At 51.8% G+C, this 14712-nt stretch carries 14 protein-coding genes; 6 read left to right on the top strand and 8 right to left on the bottom strand.

Translation table 11 applies throughout. The features are described from left to right. Position 1: 1 nt before the first annotated feature. The 4 genes from lpxC to SynPROS91_RS09105 are packed head-to-tail and all read right to left on the bottom strand — an operon-like array spanning position 2 to position 4903. Positions 2-856 (bottom strand): UDP-3-O-acyl-N-acetylglucosamine deacetylase, encoded by an 855-nt coding sequence (lpxC, locus tag SynPROS91_RS09090; RefSeq protein ID WP_186516137.1) that lies wholly within the window; start codon positions 854-856, stop codon positions 2-4. Continuing rightward, positions 856-3120, bottom strand: a complete 2265-nt coding sequence (locus tag SynPROS91_RS09095) for a BamA/TamA family outer membrane protein (protein ID WP_186516138.1) — start codon at positions 3118-3120, stop codon at positions 856-858. The genes lpxC and SynPROS91_RS09095 overlap by 1 nt, the downstream gene beginning before the upstream one ends. Positions 3121-3167: 47 nt before the next feature. Beyond that, the gene (gene purC, locus SynPROS91_RS09100) at positions 3168-3920 is read right to left on the bottom strand and encodes a phosphoribosylaminoimidazolesuccinocarboxamide synthase (RefSeq protein WP_186516139.1); all 753 of its coding nucleotides are present in this window, start codon (positions 3918-3920) and stop codon (positions 3168-3170) included. Further along, on the bottom strand, positions 3917-4903 hold the full coding sequence (locus SynPROS91_RS09105) for a hypothetical protein (RefSeq protein WP_186516140.1): 987 nt from the start codon (positions 4901-4903) through the stop codon (positions 3917-3919). The genes purC and SynPROS91_RS09105 overlap by 4 nt, the downstream gene beginning before the upstream one ends. A 102-nt stretch (positions 4904-5005) precedes the next feature. Here SynPROS91_RS09105 and purD point away from each other — a divergent pair, with 102 nt between their 5' ends. After that, positions 5006-6343 carry a phosphoribosylamine--glycine ligase gene (gene purD / locus SynPROS91_RS09110; RefSeq protein WP_186516141.1) on the top strand — a complete coding sequence of 446 codons (1338 nt, stop codon included), beginning with the start codon at positions 5006-5008 and terminating at the stop codon, positions 6341-6343. Positions 6344-6356: 13 nt separating this feature from the next. Next, positions 6357-8438, top strand: coding sequence for an ATP-binding protein (locus tag SynPROS91_RS09115; RefSeq protein ID WP_186516142.1), 2082 nt, complete (start codon positions 6357-6359; stop codon positions 8436-8438). Between the two features lie 48 nt (positions 8439-8486). Here the strand turns inward: SynPROS91_RS09115 and kaiC are convergent, their stop codons facing one another. The 3 genes from kaiC to SynPROS91_RS09130 form a co-directional block, all read right to left on the bottom strand. Next, complete coding sequence (gene kaiC, locus SynPROS91_RS09120; RefSeq protein ID WP_186516143.1) at positions 8487-10022, bottom strand: circadian clock protein KaiC; 1536 nt, start codon at positions 10020-10022, stop codon at positions 8487-8489. A 66-nt stretch (positions 10023-10088) separates the two neighbouring features. Beyond that, a complete protein-coding gene (gene kaiB, locus SynPROS91_RS09125) occupies positions 10089-10448 on the bottom strand; it encodes a circadian clock protein KaiB (protein WP_186516144.1) in 360 nt (119 codons plus the stop codon). After that, positions 10445-11341, bottom strand: coding sequence for a circadian clock protein KaiA (locus SynPROS91_RS09130; RefSeq protein ID WP_186516145.1), 897 nt, complete (start codon positions 11339-11341; stop codon positions 10445-10447). Before SynPROS91_RS09130 ends, kaiB begins: the two co-directional genes overlap by 4 nt. Positions 11342-11476: 135 nt before the next feature. On the opposite strand from SynPROS91_RS09130, the gene rplU reads away from it, so the two are divergent. From rplU to SynPROS91_RS12235, 4 genes are all read left to right on the top strand, one after another. After that, positions 11477-11854 (top strand): 50S ribosomal protein L21, encoded by a 378-nt coding sequence (gene rplU, locus SynPROS91_RS09135; RefSeq protein ID WP_186516146.1) that lies wholly within the window; start codon positions 11477-11479, stop codon positions 11852-11854. 41 nt (positions 11855-11895) lie between these two features. Next, positions 11896-12165 (top strand): 50S ribosomal protein L27, encoded by a 270-nt coding sequence (rpmA, locus tag SynPROS91_RS09140; RefSeq protein ID WP_186516147.1) that lies wholly within the window; start codon positions 11896-11898, stop codon positions 12163-12165. A 497-nt stretch (positions 12166-12662) separates the two neighbouring features. Next, positions 12663-12833, top strand: a complete 171-nt coding sequence (locus SynPROS91_RS09145) for a hypothetical protein (RefSeq protein ID WP_186516148.1) — start codon at positions 12663-12665, stop codon at positions 12831-12833. 48 nt (positions 12834-12881) lie between these two features. Further along, positions 12882-13025 carry a high light inducible protein gene (locus tag SynPROS91_RS12235; RefSeq protein ID WP_255439715.1) on the top strand — a complete coding sequence of 48 codons (144 nt, stop codon included), beginning with the start codon at positions 12882-12884 and terminating at the stop codon, positions 13023-13025. 193 nt (positions 13026-13218) lie between these two features. Here SynPROS91_RS12235 and SynPROS91_RS09150 read toward each other — a convergent pair whose 3' ends face one another. Continuing rightward, the gene (locus tag SynPROS91_RS09150; RefSeq protein WP_186516149.1) at positions 13219-14448 is read right to left on the bottom strand and encodes a HEAT repeat domain-containing protein; all 1230 of its coding nucleotides are present in this window, start codon (positions 14446-14448) and stop codon (positions 13219-13221) included. Positions 14449-14712 lie beyond the last annotated feature (264 nt).

A 14712-nucleotide genomic window follows, 5' to 3' on the forward strand; every position in this document is an offset into this window, starting at 1 on the left:
CTCAGCGTTGGGGAACGAGTTGATCGGCAAGTGCCGCGGCCAACTCAGTATGAAGGCCGTGGGATCCTCGATAGACCAGCACCTGAGCTTGAGGAAAACCCACGAGAGCCAGATCTCCGATTAGATCCAAGATCTTATGGCGCACTGGTTCATCTGGGAAACGCAGCGGGGGATTCAACCAGGAATCTCCATCACAGACGAGGGCGTTATCCAAAGCGCCTCCACGAATGAGACCAGAGGAGCGAAGTTGTTCCACTTGCTCGCGAAAACCAAAGGTCCGAGCAGGGGCGATCTCATCAATAAACCGCTGAGGGGTGAGCTCGAGGGCCAATTGCTGACGACCTATGGCTTGTTGAGGGAAATCGATCACACCAACCAGCGTGAAGCGATCAGCAGGCGTCGCAACGATGGCGCTATTACCGCGATAAAAAGCCAGCGGGGCAGACAGCACCACCGGGGGACGACGTGGTGTCGACGCTGCAGTTAATCCGGCTTCTGCGATCGCCTCAACCCAGCCCAATGCGGAACCATCAAGAAGCGGAATTTCTGTACCCGAGACCTGGACCTCAACATGGGAAATCCCGCAGCCCGCAAGAGCGGCCAGCAGATGTTCAACTGTGGAAAGCCGTCTGTCTCCGAAGTCGAGGGTGGTACAGAGCTGGCTGTCGCGCACCTGAGAGGGGTCTAGACGGACAGGTTTTGACGTTTGATCAAGCCAGCGCACGTAGAACCCTTCCTGCTCAGAGGGAGCAAGGGTGACTAGACATTGCTGTCCGCTATGCAGGCCAATCCCTGAACGCGACACAGTGGATGCCAACGTCCATGGCCCGTCGTAATCCGCAGGCCAAGACACCATTAGAACTTCCAGCCCACACCTAAGTTGAATCTCCACTCACCGGTGAAATCCTGACTGGCAACCTCAAGACGAAGGGGTCCGACTGGCGTTGTCACGATCACACCTGTACCGATGGAGAAGCCTGATCCTGGTTTTTTGAGCAATTTGCCAGGTTTTCCGGGAACACTGCTCTGGGAACCAAAGTCAGTACCCGCATCAGCAAAAATCTCTCCAGCGAAAATACTGATAATCGGGAAACGATATTCCAAGGTTGCTTCTCCGTAACTACGTCCAACCGCTAGGTCGCAGTCGTGCCAACCACGCACTGAATTCGAACCACCCAAGCAAAAGGCTTCATAGGGAGGGAGATCTCCAACAATGGAACCAGTCTTGAGCTGAATACCAATGGCTTGCGGACAGTTTGCTTTTTCGCCTGGCTTTGGCCTGCAACCCTTAGCAATTTTCAGCCAATTCACCGGAAAGAATTGCGTATAGCTTGCCTTCACGCGGTTGAAGGTTGGAGAATTTTCCCCAACTGAAAGGAATTGCTCCGTTCCAAAACTAAAGAAATTACCCGAAGTGGGATTCCTAGTATCGTTCAGAGTGTTGTAGGTCGCAGCAAGTCTCAAGCCAGCAAGATTGTTTTCAGTGGCACAGTTGTAAGAGATACAAATAACATCTTCATTTGGAATATCTCCGTTGCCCTTGCTAGAGGTTCCATAAACACGCGAGGAGCCTTCAAAGTTGATTGGCCGAATACTCTGAACATTTAAACCTGCAAGAACCTGCCATGGAGCATTTTTATAGGGATTGCCTCCGTTAAGAGGCCTCGCGAAAATGATATTTCCACCAACCCTTTGCAAGGCAACAGAGTCACCCTCATAATCAAACCAACTGTCATCAGGAAAGAGGGCTGAAGCATCTCCAACATTGTCGAACTTCCTACCAGCAGGGTTGTTGGTTTTACTAATTGAGTAAGCGCGGGAAGATTTGTTGTCTTCGTAATCAGTGAGAGTAACAATGTCTCCATTGTTTTGGCTCCGAAACACCTGAGGCACTTCGCGACTCAAGAAAAGAGACGTACGGAACGATGTGCGATGTGCATCGCCCTTGATCCATGGATCAGTAAACGTGACATTAGCCAGACCGCCGTACTGTCCGTAGGTGAGGTTGAGAGCTACGTTCCATGCCCGTCCAAATAAATTGCTGTCTTGGAGTTGAACCTGTCCAAACACACCTTGACTTTGGCTGTAGCCCAAGCCACCTGAAAGAGAACCGGTTGACTGCTCAACGATTCCCAAAACAATGTTGACTTCGCCTGGATTTCCAGCAACAGGCTTCAGTGAGACTTTGATATCACTAAACAACGATGTTCCATATAGGCGCTTGATATCACCCTCAAGTTGATTTCGATTAAAGGCCTCACCTGGCTTGATCGAGATTTCTCTCGTAACGACCCAAGGTTTGGTTTTTCCGCGAATTGGCTCACCTTTCTCGTTGGTTGTTTCGCCTTCCTTGTTGAGGAACTGCACCTCAACGCCAGCAACAGTGCCGATCACAACTTTGAGCTGTACAACCCCAACTGGACTGACTCTCGTTGGACCGGTGACTCTCGCAAGGGCGTAACCCTCGCTGGAGTACCACGTCTGAAGCTCTTTCATCCGAAGCTGAAGTTCAGCGAGGTTGAGCGTGCGTCCGTAGTCAGAGCTGAAGGTGTCCTCAATGACCTGTGGAGGGATCTCATTGTTTTCAGGAAGGAGCTCAACCTTTGTGAGCACGGGATTGGGTACAACCTGAACGAAAAGTTGCACGCCAAGAGGGCCATTAACGGGTTCGATGCGTACATCCGAGAACCAGCCGGTGGCGTAGATCGCTTCCAAATCAATTTTGAGCTCATCCCTGGTGACGCGGCTACCAGGGCGAACGGTCATGGCGTCATAAGCAGCCAATTCCACACGCTCTTGCTCAGGGTGACCATCGATCCCATCGATCATCACCTCTGTAATCAGCACTCTGGGCTGCGCAGGTCTCTCGTCTTCTCCAGCAACAGTCGCTTCCTGTACGCCTTCAAACGCGTCCACCTCAACAGATTGAGGCTCGGAGTTATCCCCGTTATCCCCAGTTAACGCATCCTCGAGCTGGATCTGTTCCTCAGAGCTCTGATCGGAGTCAGCCTCAGCTTGCGCTCGAGCAGGAAGGCTGGTCAGAAGCGGCAGGGCCAGAGCAAGCCCCAATGCTCCCCGCCGAACGGCGTTCCTGGTTCGGTCTGAGGAGGGATTGACCATGAGGTGGTGCGGATACCGGCCGAAATGGCCGCAAATGTCCGGTGACCTTACCCGTAGTTGCGTGGTTTAGGGGTTGCCCCTTGGACCCGTTTGCAGACCTCCCCGTAGGCCTCGATCACTCCGCCAAGGTCTTGACGAAAGCGATCCTTATCCAAAATGCGCTCCTTTTCATCCAGACTGTTCATATCCCAAAGGCGGCAGGTGTCTGGGCTGATCTCATCAGCAACAAGTAATTCACCCACTGCATTGCGTCCCAGCTCGAGCTTGAAATCCACCAATTGCAGATTGAGACCAAAGAAGAAAGGGGTCAAAACAGCATTCACCCGCCTTGCCAACGTCTCGATTTCCTGACGACTTTCCGGACTGACTAGGTCAAGTAGAAACAAGCGAGACTCTGTCAAGAGAGGATCACCAAGATCATCATCTTTGTAGTAAAGATCCAGCAGTGCCGGATCCAACGCTGCTCCTTGAGAAATAGGGGTTTGACGGCAGAGTGATCCGGTTGCCACATTGCGCAGCACCACTTCAATCGGAATCACCTTGACCCGTTGGACCACCATCCAATGTTCCGACTTTAATCCGCAGTAATGGGTTGGTATTCCTTCCCGTTCCAGCAACTCGAACAGACACGCTGAGATCTGACAATTAAGACGGCCTTTGTCTTCCAGTTGTGCACGCTTTTGGGCGTTAAAAGCGGTTGCATCATTCTTGTATTCGACCAAAACCTCAGCCTCATTGCTAGAGGCATAGATGCGCTTGGCCTTGCCCTCATAGAGGAGCGGCCCATGGGTGCTGGTCATGGCGTGGCCAAAGGATTGGAAGCAGGAGCTTCGGATGAATCCGATTCTCCCAGGGAGGCATGGCCACCGGGAGATCGAGGAGAGCGGAGCTGATCCTCAAGGTCTTGCAAACGCTGTGGATCGAAGTCAGGGGAGATCTGTTCCAGCTCAAGCAGGGTGAAGAGGTCATCAACCCGGCTTGCCAAACGACGCAACCGTTCGCGAGGTCGGTCAGCATCACCCCCCTGCTGCAGCGCCAAACGCAACTGCAGGCGGAGCAAATCTTCCGCCAGACCCCAGGCTTGCTCAGCTGCAGCTTGATCCAAGGCCGCTTCCAGCAACAGATCACTGCGCTCTAGATCAAGCGGAGCCAGCAGTTCGGCAGCTTGGCCAAGCCTGCGCGATGCCACAACGCCTGGAGTACGACCCGCCAGGAGCACCGTGACGGCCTCCTCGGGCCGGCCAGCTGCCAACTCATGGTTCGCAAGCAGATCAAGAGCAGAGCGCGTGAGCGGCAAACCATCCTCCGATTGGCCCACGATCAACAGTTCAGTATCGAGACGCGTGAGATCGCCATCAGCCAAACGCCGCAGGGCAAGCACAGCGCGATCTTGATCGAGGGCTGCACTGGCGGCTTGCCATGAGAGCAGCAACCACTCCCTGCGCTGTGATCCTGGTCCAGGCCCAAATCGACTCAGCACAATCTGGGTGCTGTCGGGAGCCTTACAGGCCATCAGCGCCCGGGCATTCGCCATCACAACTGCCAACGGCTGCGGGGAAGGCGCCACCAGCATCAAACGATCGCGCAGTAAACGAAGGCGCTCTTGCAGTCCAAAACGATCCGCATCGGCACAAGCCGCCGACAACTGAGGAATGTCACCTTCTTGGAGGACTGTTTCAAAGGCCTTTAGGGACATCGGCAGAGCGACAGGAGGCACAGGAGCCGCGTCCAACGGCGGTGCTGCCGCCAACAAAAACAGCAGTGGCAGGGAGGAAAGCCCCATGGGCTGACAGTCGTTCAACAAAGATGGACAGGTCAGGGCAACGCGCCGAGCATTGCGTCTGAACTCCAAACCTAGGGGTCACCCCCCGTTTCGCACCCGCCCATGTCCATCTCCACCACCCGTCCCCTCTCGCTGCCACCGTTGCGCAATGTGCTCGTGGTCGGAGGTGGCGGACGAGAGCAGGCGCTGGCCTGGGCATTCAGGCGCTGCCCCGAGATCGAAGGCATATGGATCAGTCCTGGAAACGCTGGAACCAGCGATTTGGAAGGCTGCACTCCGCTGGCGATCGCAGAAACTGACCACGAAGGCATGGCTGCGGCGTGCAGCGACCATGCCATCGATCTGGTGGTGATCGGTCCAGAAGCCCCCTTGGCCGCTGGTCTGGCAGACACACTTCGAGGACAAGGCGTCGCAGTCTTCGGTCCGAGTGCGGAGGGTGCACAGCTCGAAGCGAGCAAAGCCTGGGCGAAGCAACTCATGCAAGAAGCCGGGATTCCAACGGCTGGCTACTGGACCGTGGCCAACGAACAGGATGGCCTCGCCCTTCTCCAACAACTGCAGCGCCCTTTAGTTGTGAAGGCGGATGGGCTCGCGGCGGGGAAAGGGGTCACGGTGGCGAACACCGTGGAGGAGACGGCCGCCGCCATTCAAGAGGCATTTGAAGGGCGCTTCGGACGAGCCGGTGAGCAGCTTGTCCTGGAAGAACGCCTAACCGGGCCAGAAGTCTCCGTGTTTGCCCTTTGCGATGGCGAGGACATGGTTTTGCTTCCGCCTGCGCAGGATCACAAACGACTTTTGGAGGGGGATCAAGGACCAAACACTGGGGGGATGGGGGCTTATGCACCGGCCCCCCTTCTCGATCAAGCGGGTCTAGAGCAGGCGCGCGAACAGATTCTGGAACCAACCCTTGCGGCTTTACGCAAGCGAGGAATCCTCTACCGGGGGGTGATTTATGCGGGTCTCATGCTGACTGACGAGGGGCCACAGGTGATCGAATTCAATTGCCGGTTTGGCGATCCTGAATGCCAAACCCTGATGCCTCTCATGGGGCCTGAACTCGCTCGAGTGCTCCAGGCCTGTGCGCTCGGACGTCTTGCAGATGCCCCAGCGCTCACACAGGTGAAGCGGTGCAGTGCCTGCGTGGTGGCGGCAGCAGCGGGATATCCCGTCAGCCCCCGCAAAGGCGATCCGATTGCGGTTGCGTTCAGCCCAGGTCCAACCAACACGGACCAACGTCAGTTGTTTCATGCAGGTACGCGACACAGCACTGAGGGGGTGCTGGAGACCTCCGGCGGCCGCGTTCTGGCGATGGTGGCTCAAGCAGCAGATTTCGATCAGGCCTTCGCAAAGGCCTACGAAGGATTAATGCAGGTCCGATACGACGGCATGCAATTCAGAACAGACATTGGCCATCAAGTGCGCACACCTAAGCTTTCTTAAGTTTTGATGCGCCATGAGTAGCGGTTCGGCACCAGCTTCTGCGAACTCGACTACGTCCTCATGGGCAGGGTCAGCCTCTTCTGATACTGCAGCAGAGCAGGAGGGCCTTTGGAGTGGCATCCGCCTCTGGTGGGCCGAATTCAGCCTTCAGACCAAACTTTTGGCCATCGCCACGCTGGTGGTGAGCCTGATGATGACCAGCATCACCTTTTTCGCGCTCAATGGCATCCAACGTGATGCGGTGATGAATGACACCCGTTACGCCCGCGATTTAGGGCTGCTGTTAGCGGGCAATGTCACAGAGCTGGTGGCAGAAGGACACGACCGAGAGCTGGCCAATGTGGCCGAACAGTTTTGGCGTTCAAGCCGCAGCCTTCGCTACATCTTTTTTGCAGATCCAGAAGGCGTTGTTTACCTCGGTATTCCCATCAGTGGGAATGACGCTGACACCAGAGGAGACCTACGTCTCAATCGACGCCTCGAACTCCCTAGTGAACTGAGATCGAGGCCTAAAAATCCCCTCGTCCGTCAACATCTAACGCCTGAAGGGCAGGTCACCAATGTTTTTGTGCCCTTGATTCATGAGGGTCGCTATCTCGGCGTTCTCGCCCTCGGAGTGAATCCCAATGACTCGGCTCTTGCCAGTGCCTCCCTCACCCGAGAGGTCACCGTGGCCGTCTTTATTTCAATCTGGGTCCTGGTGATTCTTGGGGCTGTCTTCAATGCGCTGACCATCACCCGACCCGTCAAGGAGCTGCTCCGCGGCGTTCGCTCGATTGCTGCTGGAGATTTCCAAGCCCGTATCGGCCTCCCTGTAGGCGGCGAACTTGGGGAGTTGTTGGATGGATTTAATGCGATGGCCTCGCAGCTCCAGGACTACGACGCAGCCAACATCGAAGAGTTGCAGGCTGCCCAGGTCAAGCAGGCCTCGCTGATCGCAACGATGGCGGACGGTGCGGTCTTGCTGGATGAGAAAGGTCAAATTGTGTTGGCCAATCCAACCGCTCGACGCTTGTTTCGCTGGGAGGGACGCAATCTTGAAGGACAGGATTTTCTCAATGCGATCCCTGACCTGTTAGCCATTGAGCTGCATGAGCCTCTCGATGGAGTCCTGAATCAAGGCCGTGACAGCAATGATTTACGAAGCAGCATCGGGGAGCCGCCACGCACCCTGCGTTTCGTGCTCCAAGCCGTACGCGAACCCAGCGGAGAAAATTTAAAAGGAATCGCGGTGACGATGCAGGACCTCACCCGCGAAGTGGAGCTCAACGCGGCCCAGAGCCGCTTCATCAGCAACGTGTCGCATGAACTGCGCACTCCGCTGTTCAACATCAAGAGCTACGTCGAAACCCTCTACGAAATGGGGGATCAACTCAGCGAGAAAGACAAGCAAGAGTTTCTCGGCGTTGCCAATGATGAAACAGATCGGCTCACACGACTCGTGAACGATGTACTGGATCTTTCCAGACTCGAAGCCCATCCCAGCGTTCAGTTTTCTGAACTCGATCTCAGGCCTGGCCTAGAGCAAACCCTGCGCAGCTATCAACTGAATGCATCCGACAAACAAGTGGAACTAGACCTGGAGGCATCGATCGATCTGCCAGACATTCTTGGCAATTGGGACCTGCTCCTCCAGGTGCTGGACAATCTCGTTGGGAATGCTCTCAAGTTCAGCCGTAGTGGCAGCCGCATCGTGTTACGCGCCTATGCCTGGCCCGACAGCTGCTGGATGGCACCTCTTCCTGAAGATTCGCTTGAGGCACCGCAATGCGAAATGATTTCACCCCTTCCAAAATTACGGGTGGAAGTGAGTGACACGGGTTATGGAATCAGCGAAGACAAACAACAACGAATTTTCGAACGGTTTTATCGCGTAGAAAATGCGGTCCATACGGAAGTGGGAACTGGCCTTGGTCTCTCCATCGTGAGAGGCATTTTAGAGAAACACAGCAGCGTAATTCGCATGGCAAGCGAACCAGATGTAGGGACAACATTTTGGTTTGACTTACCTCTAGCCCAATCAGACCAAGACGAAATCAAACTGCAAGCTGAGCGACAAAGTCGCTATGACCAAGATGAGATCGAACTGAATTGACGCAATTTCTGTTCAATTCAGTATCGAAATTTCGAGGCCAAATAATGCCTATTCTGGAGCAACTCCACGGGCAATACGCGACAATTCACTTCGCTCATCCATCGTTACTCGGTGAGGAACGCCGCTAATGATTCTCTCGAAATTCGAGAATGAATCCTGAATTTGTGGTCCATTACCAGTGATCAAGAATTCTCGAATACCGCGATCATGCCAGGATCCACGCATCTTGAAAACATTGATTGCTCGAGCCATCTCACCACGTATCTCGACATACTGAAGCAATAAAATTGTGTCAGTGATCGTTGAGATATGGGAGTCAGTGATCGAATGACTTCCCATAAATTCTTCAGAAGTATTTGTAAAAAAGCCTGCAATTTCTTCTTGCTTAGCATACCCAGTTAAGGCAATCACAAATTGCCTAAAGGCATTGCGGCTTACACCACGTGCCAACGCAGACAAGGAGTCAATCGCCATTCGCGTTGGCTTGAATTGACTGATTTCAGTTTTAATAATCTGCAAGTGGTCTTCTAGACCAGTGGACTCAGGGTAGGCGCAAATAATCTTCAGAAGGCCATCTTGCTCCATCTGCTCAAAATCAATGCCCCAGCTTGTGCCATTACGCATTAATTGAGCACGTGATTCTTCATAGGCAAACAAGATTGCTCGCTCTTTATTACTGCAGGCGTCCTCAATGAATTTTGAAACCAATAGCGTCTTTCCTGTACCCGTCGCTCCGGTCGCGAGGATGATTGAATCCTTGAAATAGCCGCCACCACACATCTCATCGAGCCGCGGAACGCCAGAACTCACGCGCACATTGGATGAACGCTGAGTGAGCCTCATCGCCCCAAGAGGGAAGATGCTGATCCCATGGGCACCCATCGTGAACGGAAACTCACCCTTCATGTGGGTGGTGCCTCGCAACTTGAGAATCTCAACAGTGCGTCGTCGGCGCTCGCCCTCAAGCACATTGCGGAGGATCACAACATTGTCAGAGACAAACTCTTCAACGCCATAACGCGCAATTGGCCCATATTCATCAATTCGCTCAGTGGTCATCACAGTGGTGACGCCGATCTCTTTCAAGCGTGCAATCAGACGGAAGATCTCCCGTCGAACAACAAACACTGCGTCGTACTGTTGAAAGACAGCCGTAATCGAATCGATTGCCACCCTTTTGGCTTTGTACTTTCGGATGGCGTAATTAATTCTTTCGATCAGGCCAGACAGATCGAAACTGCCCGCCACATCCTGACCATCCGGATCCGGTGAAGCATCAAGAATAAAAAGCTTGTCTTGCTCCACCATCTCCTGCAAGTTCCAGCCAAAACTTGCAGCATTACGCAAAATATCGAGTGGCGACTCCTCAAACGTGACAAAAATCCCGGGCTCATCGTAATCAGCAATTCCATTGTGTAAGAAATGCAAGGAAAAAACAGTTTTACCCGTTCCGGACGTTCCGCTTATCAGGGTGCTGCGTCCAATTGGCAAGCCGCCATGGCACACATCATCAAAGCCCTCGATTCCAGTCGGAAGCTTCTGGACCTGCATCTGAGGGGAACCACTTGAGCTAGAAATCTGCATAACCGCGACCTTGCTCTCCAACGTTAATAAGGAAAATCCACAGCACCCTCTAGATCACCCCGTGACTTAAGAATCTGCCTCCTCGACGTCCGGGACATCCAACGCATCCATCAGGGAAGAGCTGAGGTCGTTGTCAATAAGCTCATCGTAAAGAAGATCAAGTCCGATCAGCACTCGTTCGCGATCAGAAAGGTCACCAATAATCCGACGCACAGGAGGGGGAAGAATTTTGGACAACGTGGGCGTTGCCAGAATTTTGTCCTCTTCTGCAAGCTGAGGATTTTTCAAGACATCAATGACCTTCAAGGCATAGACACCCTTAAATTCCGTTTCAAGAATATTGCGAAGAGTCTTGAGTGCACGCATCGAATTCGGCGTATTGCCAGCCACATAAAGCTTGAGGATATAAGTCTTGCGCGGGCTCATAAGGTCACCTCAGAATCCTGAAGCTGACGGCGCTGAGATCCAGCAGGAACCAAGGGAATATCTCCAGGGACTGAGCGTCGGTACATTTCACAGAGGTGAGCCATGACATCCAACAGTGCAAGGCGGTAATCCTGAAGGAAGTCGTCTTTATGCCCTTCAAATCTGAGTTGTTTCCAAAAGTCGTCAATCAGAGTCATGTGGATCTCAACGGTTTGGGTAATGGGCAAGTCGCCAAAAAAAGCGGTATTGACAAAACTCTCTAAAGCCTGATTGGCAGCAGCTGGGTCACGGAAATAACCAATCAACAGATCTCGATAAGTGCGCTGCAGCGACTGCAGCAGCTCACGCTGCTCATGGGGCGGAAGATTGGCCAAGAATCGCGAGGGATCTCGCTTATAAAACACACCGAGGTATCCAAGCCTCTCCTGCAAGCGGCTCGTCAACTTCCAAACACGTCCCTCCGGCTGCACGCCCACCTGATCCGATTCAGCAGATCCCCCTTCTGGGCGAATATCTTTCTGACCGTGGCGAAGAAAGCGTGAAATCGCTGCATCAACGTTGTAACCAAGCTGCTCAACCTGATCGCCTGGCAGGTGAACTTCTTCGGGATGGTAATCAACACGCCCCATCAAGTCGCCCACCACAACGGCCGGGAAGAGCAAACCACGAGCTAACAAGTCCTCTCGTGTCTGCTCTTGGAGGAGAGATTGCTCAATTACTACAGCATCAACAGCCTCACGTTGTTGTTCCAAAGCGGAAACAACATCAACCGCTGAGTCCTCCAGTCCTAGATCCACCGGGGTGTAGCGATTGCCTGGCAACCACTGACAGCAAGCTGATTCGAGCTCAGGCGACCTCAATAACAACGCGATCGTGAGTGCCGGCCTGGTCATCCAAAACGAAAAGTGTTCAAGTGAATCTTGACGAAAGAGAGCATGAAGGTCGAGGATCTTTGTTTGTCTTTCGATTGCGGCACAGGCCAAATCGGTGGCTCCTAAGTCTCCGAGCCTGTTCGCGTCCCGTAGCCCATGGCAGAAACCAGCAGCAGCAGCTCACAAACCACTCCAGAGACAGGCTCGTACGCCATCGTCGAGGCCTCTGGTCAGCAATTTTGGGTGCAACCCAACCGTTATTACGACCTCGACAGGCTTCATGCCGACGTCGACGCCAAGATCACCCTCGATAAGGTGCTTCTGGTCAAGAACGGTGACGACGCCACCGTTGGCAAACCCTACGTCCAAGGCGCCAGTGTGGAACTCAAAGTGATGGCTCATCGTCGCGGTCAAAAAGTGATCGTCTACAAAATGCGCCCCAAAAAGAAAACACGCCGTAAGAATGGTCATAGACAGGAGCTCACACGAGTGATGGTCGAATCCATTTCCGTCGGCGGCAAAGCCATCAGCTGATTCCCTCAACCAGCTCCCTCACTCCATCTCTTTGATTTCCCATGGCCCACAAGAAAGGCACAGGCTCAACCCGTAACGGACGCGACTCCAACTCCAAACGTCTCGGCGTGAAGGCCTACGGCGGTGAAACCGTCACGGCTGGTTCCATTCTCATCCGCCAACGTGGCACCTCTGTGATGCCAGGCGTCAATGTTGGTCGTGGCAAGGATGACACCTTGTTTGCGTTGATCGACGGGATCGTCAAGTTTGAGTCGATCCGACGCGGACTTCGCAATCGCAAGCGCATCACTGTTGCTGCAGCTGCTCAGTAATCCAAACGGACCAAACAACAGAGAAAAGATAAAAAGTCTGTTCAAAAAAGAGCAATGGTCCTTGATGCGACCATTGCTCTTTTTTGTTGGGGAAGTCAAGAGGGGAGTTTGCAAGCCTGCACTGCAAGACGTTCCGTTCCATTCCATTCCATTCCATTCCATTCCATTCCATTCAAAGCCTGGAACAACTCAAAGAGAGATTCTCAACGGTGCCTGATGAGCGCATAGAGGAGAACTTTGCGGGCATCCCCCCGCTCCTCTGAAAAACACGAACCAAGACATTTGATGAAAATGCCAGCGTTAGCAGAAAGATTGGGAATCGATCGCAGATGACTGCAGCGTGAAGCCCAACCTTGAGTCCAATGCCCTAGATCAACAGAGCTGATTGGTATCAACAGAGTCGTTTTTTCAATCAAAACAATTTCGATGGACGCTGAGGCCACGGATAGCCGCAGGAAGCTTTAAGTTTTATGAACTTCTCAGTCAAGATTCTTCAGATGTCAACCGAAATCCGCAACTGGGACCTTGTTGCCAAAGCGATGGAAACAGCTGGGTCAACTTCAAGCCAAATGTATATCCGCGCCAAAGCCCTGGCGGAAGGGAAACCTGATCCAATGCCCACAAGCTTTCCTCAAGCACCTCACAGCATCTCCGCTGTTGCTGGCTGATCAAAAGCCTCAACACACAGAACAACAAATTCTCCTTTTCATTGAACCATGACCGATCAAACAACATCCCGATTCGGCTTCGTTGACTTTGCCGAGACATGGAATGGACGCCTCGCCATGATCGGGTTTGTCATAGGCCTTGGGACAGAATTGCTCACAGGTCAAGGAATTCTGAGCCAAATAGGTTTCTAAATCACAATCGACATGAAGGATTATCAGAGCCTTCCTAGCCAACATTGACATAGGCCTAGATTATATCGAAGCTTACTAAAAGAGTGCAAAATACGTGTCTACTAGAAACTAATTTCATCTTTCAAAATAGCCTCTTCGTCTTTAACGCAAGCTTACAATAACGTGATCATCTAGTATCATATTACCAACTTAGTCAGTGCTGATAATCAAGCTGTTGTTTTTCAATCAAACGTGCTAAAACTTGTTGGCACGTCCAGCGAAGTGGTCTCCAAAAAGCAGATTCAGAAAGTTCGTAGATTAGCTCCATTTGATCGTAGAGTTCAAGTTCAAGACAAGCCCAAGCTGCAGCTATTCTCGACTTTGTATATTGAGGAGTGGTTTCTGAAAGAGCAGCTCGCACCAAATCACTTTTTTGGTGAAATTTACGCAAACCAATAATGCATGTAAGGTAATAGTGTGTGACGTAATCAGACCAAAGTCTTTCTTGCATACTATCAACAATTTCAAGACAACTCTTAGAATCGATAGTCATTAGGCTTAATGCCGCCCCATATTGACGCGCTTCGTCCCTATGACTCAGATTCCTCTCTATTTCGGCAGCGTCCATATCACAATGCCATTCAGCTTTGAAATTTAGATATTGAGGATTGTCAGTCAAAAGTTGCTCTAAAAGCGAGTGATTCTTTGAAGTGGAAATTGAGTTATTAACATCAACGATATCAAAGAAACTTTTTGCCCTTAGGGACATAGAGACTGGTGCACGCACCAAATCTGGAAGTCTGCATTCATCACCAGCATCACCTAAGTCAATCACAGCCGAACGTCTTTTGCCGGCCACCAAATCGGTAAGTTGTGGAACTAGTGGATCTAAAAGATCAACTCTACCGTATATCCTTGCCTGATATGCACGTGCTGCACCAGAAACCAAGACACTCTCATGAGAACAAAGCTCATAGATAACGGATTGCGATTTTGGGTTCCTAATTTTCAGCCTGGTATGAGCTTGAACAACTGCACGCATCTGCGTAACCTCACCATTCAAAAGTGCTAAGAGTAGATCAATATCAATAGGGAGTGGCTCCCAACCAATCCGGATCAAGGAGGTAATTGCATTAATAACAGCCTCGCTGTCAGTACATTTCAAAACACCAACTAAAGTTGGTATTGCTCGCACATCTTTTCTCCTTCCTAGTGCTTCAATAGATTTTCGACGCGTTATCCTGTCATACAATTCATCAATAGAAAGCTTCTCAACAGCATGCAGAAGCAACTCAAATGATTCCTCAGTGGCACTCAAGCCAAGCCTGGTGGCTGCAAAATAACGATCTGCAGGTCTTTGAACATTTAAGGTGTTCTCTAACAAGAGCTTTAACGCATCACTTTCACTCATCCCTTGGACAAGAACATCAAATCTTTCAGCCATAAGGATAAGATGAATAAAAAATTCTACTCAAGCAATCAATTGCAAACGTAAAAAATACATTTCATAAGGATTATATTGGCAATTTTTATTTACATAAGCTCAGAATGCACATTACGGAAACGCAGTGTTTCGGTTTTCATAGTTCAACAAAGCGTGCCGAGTGTGTTGAGCAAAAGCCCCCAAGAGGAGTGGCAAACAGCCTTAGCTAACTAGCTATTAAAAGAGATCAGGACAAATCAATTATGAAAAATTGGCGAAAAAGAT

The organism is Synechococcus sp. PROS-9-1 (assembly GCF_014279775.1).
Taxonomy (GTDB): Bacteria; Cyanobacteriota; Cyanobacteriia; order PCC-6307; family Cyanobiaceae; genus Synechococcus_C.

What these genes read in the sequence shown, in the direction of transcription:
- SynPROS91_RS12235 (WP_255439715.1), top strand. Translation starts at nt 12,882, where the DNA reads ATGACCGATCAAACAACATCCCGATTCGGCTTCGTTGACTTTGCCGAG.
- kaiB (WP_186516144.1), bottom strand. Translation starts at nt 10,448, where the DNA reads ATGAGCCCGCGCAAGACTTATATCCTCAAGCTTTATGTGGCTGGCAAT.
- rpmA (WP_186516147.1), top strand. Translation starts at nt 11,896, where the DNA reads ATGGCCCACAAGAAAGGCACAGGCTCAACCCGTAACGGACGCGACTCC.
- SynPROS91_RS09130 (WP_186516145.1), bottom strand. Translation starts at nt 11,341, where the DNA reads ATGACCAGGCCGGCACTCACGATCGCGTTGTTATTGAGGTCGCCTGAG.
- SynPROS91_RS09095 (WP_186516138.1), bottom strand. Translation starts at nt 3,120, where the DNA reads ATGGTCAATCCCTCCTCAGACCGAACCAGGAACGCCGTTCGGCGGGGA.
- purD (WP_186516141.1), top strand. Translation starts at nt 5,006, where the DNA reads ATGTCCATCTCCACCACCCGTCCCCTCTCGCTGCCACCGTTGCGCAAT.
- lpxC (WP_186516137.1), bottom strand. Translation starts at nt 856, where the DNA reads ATGGTGTCTTGGCCTGCGGATTACGACGGGCCATGGACGTTGGCATCC.
- SynPROS91_RS09115 (WP_186516142.1), top strand. Translation starts at nt 6,357, where the DNA reads ATGAGTAGCGGTTCGGCACCAGCTTCTGCGAACTCGACTACGTCCTCA.
- SynPROS91_RS09150 (WP_186516149.1), bottom strand. Translation starts at nt 14,448, where the DNA reads ATGGCTGAAAGATTTGATGTTCTTGTCCAAGGGATGAGTGAAAGTGAT.
- rplU (WP_186516146.1), top strand. Translation starts at nt 11,477, where the DNA reads ATGGCAGAAACCAGCAGCAGCAGCTCACAAACCACTCCAGAGACAGGC.
- SynPROS91_RS09145 (WP_186516148.1), top strand. Translation starts at nt 12,663, where the DNA reads ATGTCAACCGAAATCCGCAACTGGGACCTTGTTGCCAAAGCGATGGAA.
- purC (WP_186516139.1), bottom strand. Translation starts at nt 3,920, where the DNA reads ATGACCAGCACCCATGGGCCGCTCCTCTATGAGGGCAAGGCCAAGCGC.
- SynPROS91_RS09105 (WP_186516140.1), bottom strand. Translation starts at nt 4,903, where the DNA reads ATGGGGCTTTCCTCCCTGCCACTGCTGTTTTTGTTGGCGGCAGCACCG.
- kaiC (WP_186516143.1), bottom strand. Translation starts at nt 10,022, where the DNA reads ATGCAGATTTCTAGCTCAAGTGGTTCCCCTCAGATGCAGGTCCAGAAG.